Source organism: Mycobacterium sp., assembly GCF_032162105.1.
GTDB lineage: Bacteria > Actinomycetota > Actinomycetes > Mycobacteriales > Mycobacteriaceae > Mycobacterium.
Genome location: NZ_JAVRPS010000239.1, coordinates 1 through 6068, shown reverse-complemented (window position 1 = coordinate 6068; position 6068 = coordinate 1). Strand labels below are relative to the sequence as shown.

Annotated in this window: 5 protein-coding genes and 1 pseudogene; 1 reads left to right on the top strand and 5 read right to left on the bottom strand. The window is 65.0% G+C overall.

Annotation, left to right across the window (positions count from 1 at the left end):
- The 3 genes and pseudogenes from QOC69_RS11980 to QOC69_RS11970 all read right to left on the bottom strand — a co-directional run.
- Positions 1 to 568: pseudogene (locus QOC69_RS11980) on the bottom strand (DNA-directed RNA polymerase subunit beta); the annotation flags it as partial.
- 527 nt (positions 569 to 1095) lie between these two features.
- The gene (locus QOC69_RS11975; protein ID WP_526439651.1) at positions 1096 to 2175 is read right to left on the bottom strand and encodes an ABC transporter ATP-binding protein; all 1080 of its coding nucleotides are present in this window, start codon (positions 2173 to 2175) and stop codon (positions 1096 to 1098) included.
- A gap of 140 nt (positions 2176 to 2315) precedes the next feature.
- Complete coding sequence (locus QOC69_RS11970; protein WP_526439649.1) at positions 2316 to 3824, bottom strand: carotenoid oxygenase family protein; 1509 nt, start codon at positions 3822 to 3824, stop codon at positions 2316 to 2318.
- Positions 3825 to 3890: 66 nt separating this feature from the next.
- Here QOC69_RS11970 and QOC69_RS11965 point away from each other — a divergent pair, with 66 nt between their 5' ends.
- Positions 3891 to 4574 (top strand): TetR/AcrR family transcriptional regulator, encoded by a 684-nt coding sequence (locus QOC69_RS11965; protein ID WP_526439647.1) that lies wholly within the window; start codon positions 3891 to 3893, stop codon positions 4572 to 4574.
- A 42-nt stretch (positions 4575 to 4616) separates the two neighbouring features.
- On the opposite strand, the gene rplL is transcribed toward QOC69_RS11965, so the two are convergent.
- Together rplL and rplJ are read right to left on the bottom strand one after the other, a co-directional pair.
- Positions 4617 to 5003, bottom strand: coding sequence for a 50S ribosomal protein L7/L12 (gene rplL / locus QOC69_RS11960; RefSeq protein WP_526439645.1), 387 nt, complete (start codon positions 5001 to 5003; stop codon positions 4617 to 4619).
- Positions 5004 to 5050: 47 nt separating this feature from the next.
- Positions 5051 to 5707 carry a 50S ribosomal protein L10 gene (gene rplJ / locus QOC69_RS11955; protein WP_526439643.1) on the bottom strand — a complete coding sequence of 219 codons (657 nt, stop codon included), beginning with the start codon at positions 5705 to 5707 and terminating at the stop codon, positions 5051 to 5053.
- Positions 5708 to 6068: the final 361 nt, after the last annotated feature.

The following is a 6068-nucleotide window of genomic DNA, read 5'->3' as shown; positions in this document are numbered from 1 at the left end:
TCACCTTGACGCTGTGCAGCGTCTTCTCGGTGGACTTGTCGATGTTCTCGTCGAAGTACACCCCCGGCGAGCGGACCAGCTGGGACACCACGACACGCTCGGTGCCGTTGATGATGAAGGTGCCCTTTTCGGTCATCATCGGGAAGTCGCCCATGAAGACCGTCTGGCTCTTGATCTCACCGGTCTGGTTGTTGATGAACTCAGCGGTGACGAACAGCGGCGCGGCGTACGTCTGGTCCTTTTCCTTGCAGTCGTCGACGGGTGCCTTGACCTCGTCGAAGCGCGGGTCGGAGAAGCTCAGCGAGAGCGTTCCCGCGAAATCCTCGATCGGCGACAGTTCGGCGAGCACCTCTTCGAGTCCACCGACGGGGGTGGGCTCACCGCGCTCGAGGGCCTTTTCGCGCCACCGGTCGGAACCGATGAGCCATTCGAAAGAGTCGGTCTGAACGTCCAGCAGCCCCGGAACCTCGAGCGGTTCACGAAGCTTGGCGAAGGAAACTCGACCAGGGGCTCCCGGAACGGAATTGTTGGTGGTATCGACTGACTTGCTCTGGCGAGAGACTGCCAAGATGCATCCTTCCAGCACCCGTGCGACGATCGGATGCCTGGTGAAGGCCAGACCCGTACGCCGCGTTATCTGCTTCGGTTCGGCTGGCTCTCGCCTGTCCGCATCACGGCCACACGGCACGCAACTAGATCACTGAGCAGGGCTCAGGCTAGGACCACGGTGTCAGGTGCGGGTGAGGTGGGCAGGAGGCAGCCAGCGCAACGTCCAACAATAGCGCAGGACGGCGCATTCCTCAACAAGCCCATCACAGCCACGTGCTGGGGGGTACTAGATGCTGGCTGGCGTCCTGAACCCTTACACACATGCTGCCCAACAGCGTGGCCCGTTTAGGGCCGTCCGTCAAGACTTCACACGCGGTTTGATGTGGAGATTTTGCCCATCCCCAGATTCGCGGCCGCCACCACGGGGTGCCGAGGAGCAAACGCGGTCGCGTCTCGGCCAGCGGTGGACGACGATCGTGGCGGCACGGTTCAACGCAGCGCGCGTGCGATTGGCTCAACTCCCCCGGTCGCGTCGACCGGGACCGGTCAATCCTTGGCGACGGGGATCGACGCCGTCGGCGAGTCGTCCTCTGCCTGGCGGTGACGTGCGGTCGGATCGTCGCCGAACTCGTGCGCGACGTACTTGTGCGTGCCCTCGAGATCGTCGCGGATGGCCTCCTGCGCGGCTGCGGGCAGGGTGTGCATGATCTCGCGCACCCGGGCCTGGCGACGGGCCACGGCCTTGCGCTCGGGCATGCCAGGCGTGGCCAGGATCTGCGGCGGCACCCCCTCGATCTCCTCGACACCACCGTCGTGGTGACCGGCGTCGGCCAGCGCCTGCTCCTCGGCCATCTGCGACTCGTCCTTCTCCTCGGACATGCCGATCGGGCCGATACGGCGACCGTTGAGGAACTGCTTCACGACGGGCTCGTCACTGGTCAACAACACCTCACGCGGGCCGAACATGACCAGGTGCTTGCGGAACAGCATGCCCATGTTGTCGGGCACGGTGCGAGCGATGTTGATGTTGTGCGTCACGATCAGGATGGTGCAGTCGATCTGCGCATTGATGTCGATCAGCAGCTGGGAAAGATAGGCGGTACGAACCGGGTCCAGACCGGAGTCCGGCTCGTCGCACAGAATGATCTGAGGGTCGAGCACCAGCGAGCGAGCCAGCCCGGCGCGCTTGCGCATACCGCCGGAGATCTCACCGGGGAACTTGGTCTCGTCACCGGTCAGGCCGACCAGGTCGAGCTTCTCCATGACGATCTGGCGGATCTCGGATTCCTTCTTCTTCGTGTGCTCACGAAGCGGGAACGCGGTGTTGTCATACAGGCTCATCGAGCCGAACAGCGCACCGTCCTGGAACATCACGCCGAACAGGGTGCGGATCTCGTAGAGCTCCTTGGCCGAGCACTCGATGATGTTGGTGCCGTCGACGATGATCTTGCCGCGCTCGGGACGCAGCAGCCCGATCAGCGACTTCAGGAACACCGACTTACCGGTACCGGACGGACCCAGCAGCACACTGACTTCACCAGAGGGAATCTCGAAGGTGACGTCTTCCCAGATTCGCTGGGGCCCGAAGGACTTGGTCAGTCCCTCAACCTGAATGCCGATGCCCACGCGCGATCCTTCCGCCAAAGCTGCTGTTACCACACGCCACCCACCTGTGGCTTGAGTCACTGTAGCGCACTCGCCATGGGGCTACGGCCTTTGTGGCGCTACGTAACATTCTTACAGACGAGCGTAGGAAATTTGCTCGATCAGCCGGCCGGTGCCCAGTTGCCGTGAAATCCTAGGGGCACTCGTTGCGGGAGGTGCACGGTGGCCGTGACCTGCATGCTGGCCGCGTCGAGAATCAACAGTTGACCCTCGTCGCGCCCACGGTGATAGGCGAAACCCAACAGCACGCCGTCGTCTTCGTGGTGGGCACCCGGGTTCGCTACGAACACCATCTCGCCGACCACCAGATCGGGGTCGAGCCCTGCGGTGACGCAGCTGTCGGTCGCGTAGTCGTGCTTGTACAGCCCCGTCCTCAGGTCGTGCGGCTTGTCGTCCCAGACCAACCCGCCTGCGACGCTCACCGTGTAGCCGTAGCGGTGCCTCTTCCCGGTAAGGGTCTCGTTGATCCTCGGGAACTCCTGCGTCCGGTCGTCGCGCCGTTCGGTGCCTACGGCGCCGGTGGTCAGGTTGATCGTCCACCGATCGAGCGTGGGGTGCCCATCACTGGGACCACGACGGTCACGATCGAAGATCCGCTCGTTTCGCACCACATCGAGCACCAGCAGCTCGGCGCCCTCCCGGATCTCGGAGTAGGCGTTGAGCGGATGGAAGACGTAGCAAGGCTCGATGTCGAACCACCGCACGTCGGCGTTGGTGCCCTCACGCGGCATCACTCCGATTCGGGCCGGGTAGGACGGATTCCAGGCGAACGGCAGTGTGTCGACGCGCTTGGTGTTGCGGTTGATCTGCGCCGCGATCGGGCCGGGCACCTTGACACGTCCGATCAGCGATTCCAACACTAGGCGTGCCGGCCGCTGCAGCCACCTCGGTGCCGTGCGCGGGACCATCTGCGCCGCATCGAAGGTCACAGGCAGGTCGTAGATGACGATGTACTTCTCGGTCAGCGAGAAGTCGTGCATCATCGGCGCGCCCGCGACCTCGATGTCGACGGTGCGCCTGGCCCGGCCGCCGGTGTCGATCACCGAGTACTGCACGGTCCGGCCGCGCATGAACGAGTACGAGACCGCGTGCAGCTCATTGGTCTCGGGATCGCGGTGCGGGTGGCCGGTGTAGCCGCCGTAGAGGGTGCCATCGAAGTCACAGGTACCGATGGTGTCGAGCTCGTCGGTGAGTTCGTAGTTGGCGTTGCCCGCTTCGACCAGCGCCAGGGTGCGTCCGGCGTGGCGCAGCACGTTGGTGTTGGGGCTGTAGGCGAGCATGCCGGCGCGTGGATCGACCGAAGCGGAGCTGGGCTCGCCCAGCGCCCTGCTGACGGTAGGCGTGCGAACCCAGCGGTTGCGATACCACTGCGCCCTTCCGTCGCGCAGCGCCAGGCCGTGCACCATCGCATCGCCGGAGAACCAGTGATAGACCGCCGGGTCGACCTCGGCCACCGGATTGGCGCAGGTGCGTAGGTAGCGCCCATCCAGGTGATCCGGGATCTCGCCACTGACCCTGAGGTCGAAGGCGGTCGCCTCGACCTGCACCGGCGCGATCACTCCCCGCAGGTACGGGTTGTCGGTGTAGTGCGTCGTTTCGACCGGCGCCATTGGATCCCCCGAGTCCTATAACAGCGTTATATCGATGTTATGAGACCATACGCCTCGCGTGAGACCATGGCAACGATGAGTTCGCCCGCCGACCGCACCGTGCGCGACCAGCTGCTGCACGCGGCCGTCGGCCTACTCGACGATCACGGTCCCGACGCGCTGCAGACCCGCAAGGTGTCGTCGGCGGCAGGGACGACGACGATGGCGTTGTACACGCACTTTGGCGGTATGCGCACGCTGATCGCCGAGGTCGCGGACGAGGGACGCAGGCAGTTCGCGATCGCGGTGACGATGCCGGACACCAATGACCCGGTAGCTGACCTGCTGATCTGCGGCGTCGCCTACCGGAAGTTCGCCATCGAGCGTCCGCATCTGTACCGGCTGATGTTCGGCAGCACCAGCGCGCATGGCATCAACGCGCCCGCCCGCAATCTGTTGACGATGACGGTCGACGAGATCCGCGCCGAGTACGCCGCATTCGGCCAGCTGCTGCACATCGTCCACCGCTCGATGCTGGCCGGGCGGATCACGGCCGGTTCAGCCGATGACGCGCAGGCCGTAATCGCGACCGCGGCGCAATTGTGGACGACGATCCACGGCTTCGTGATGCTCGAGCTGGCGGACTATTTCGGCAGCGACGGCTCCGCGGTCGGCCCGGTGCTCGGTGCAACGGTGGGCAATTTACTTGTCGCCCTGGGAGATACACCCGACGAGCTGGCGGGCTCACTTGGCACGGCCGGGTGGCTGTAGATACGAAGAGGCCCCCGTTGCCGGGGGCCTCTCGTAGCTGAACTACTTGACGGTGACCGAAGCGCCTGCGGCCTCGAGCTTGGCCTTGGCCTCCTCGGCGGCGTCCTTGTTGACCTTCTCGAGCAGCGGCTTGGGAGCCCCGTCGACCAGATCCTTGGCCTCCTTGAGGCCCAAGCCGGACACGATCTCGCGGACGACCTTGATGACGCCGATCTTCTTCTCGCCGGCACCCTCGAGGATGACGTCGAACTCGGTCTGCTCCTCGGCGGCCTCGGCCGGGGCGGCAGCGCCTGCCGCGGCGGCGACGGCTACCGGAGCGGCCGCGGTGACGTCGAAGGTCTCCTCGAACGCCTTGACGAACTCCGAGAGCTCCAACAGGGTCAGTTCCTTGAACGCGTCGAGCAGGTCTTCGGTGCTGAGCTTGGCCATTTTGTGGTCCTTCCTTACTTACTTGCTTCGTGGGGTTGGGATAGTGCTTATTCGGCGGATGCCGGTGCTTCTGTTTCTGCGTCGGCGGGTGCCGGTGCTTCTGTTTCTGCGTCGGCGGGTGCCGGTGCTTCTGCGTCGGCGGGTGCCGGTGCTTCTGCGTCGGCGGGCGCCGATGCCTCGGGCGGCGCTTCTGCGGCCCGCTTCTCCTGCAGCGCGAAGACGAGGCGGGCGACCTGCGACGCCGGGGCAGCAAACAGCGCCGCGGCCTGGCTGGTCTTGGCCTTCATCGCGCCCGCCAGCTTGGCCAGCAGCACCTCGCGCGACTCGAGGTCCGCGATGCGGTTGACCTCGTCCACGGACAGCGCTTTGCCGTCCATGTAGCCGCCCTTGATGATCAGCGCCTTGTGATCCTTGGCGAAGGTCTTGATCGCCTTGGCGGCGTCAACGGGCTCGCCCTTGATGAACGCGATCGCGGTGGGGCCGGCGAACAGTTCGTCGAGGCCTTCGACACCGGCCTCGCTGGCTGCCCGCTTCACCAAGGTGTTCTTGGCGACGGAATAGGTGGCGGAACCGCTGAGCGAGCGTCGCAGCTCGGCCAGGTTGGCAACCGTCAGCCCGCGGTACTCGGTGACGACGGTGGCCGTCGCCTCCTTGAACTGTTCGGCGATGTCAGCGACCGCGGTGGCCTTGTCAGCCTTGGCCATGCATGCCTCCTCGTGGGTGGTTTCGGGTGTTTCACCGCAGACCGACACGAGGGGCCGAGAAATGACGAACGCCCCGACGCAGAGTGGCCGGGGCGCGCAAGAATGCAACTACCTCGTCCTCCTGCGTGGGCCGCCGGGACAAATCCCGGACCTTCAACCGATTTCTCGGTGACCGACGGTCTTCGGTGGAACGCGTCAAGAATAGCGCGCCTCTCCCCGATCAGCCAAAACGCGCCCCAACTCCGGCGAGCAGACGCATAAGTGCCCTTTTCATTGCGCAACAGGGCACTTATGTGTCTGCTCGCGCCATCCGGTCCGGTCAGACGGCGGCCAGCACCAACAGCACCCAAAGGGCGGCCAG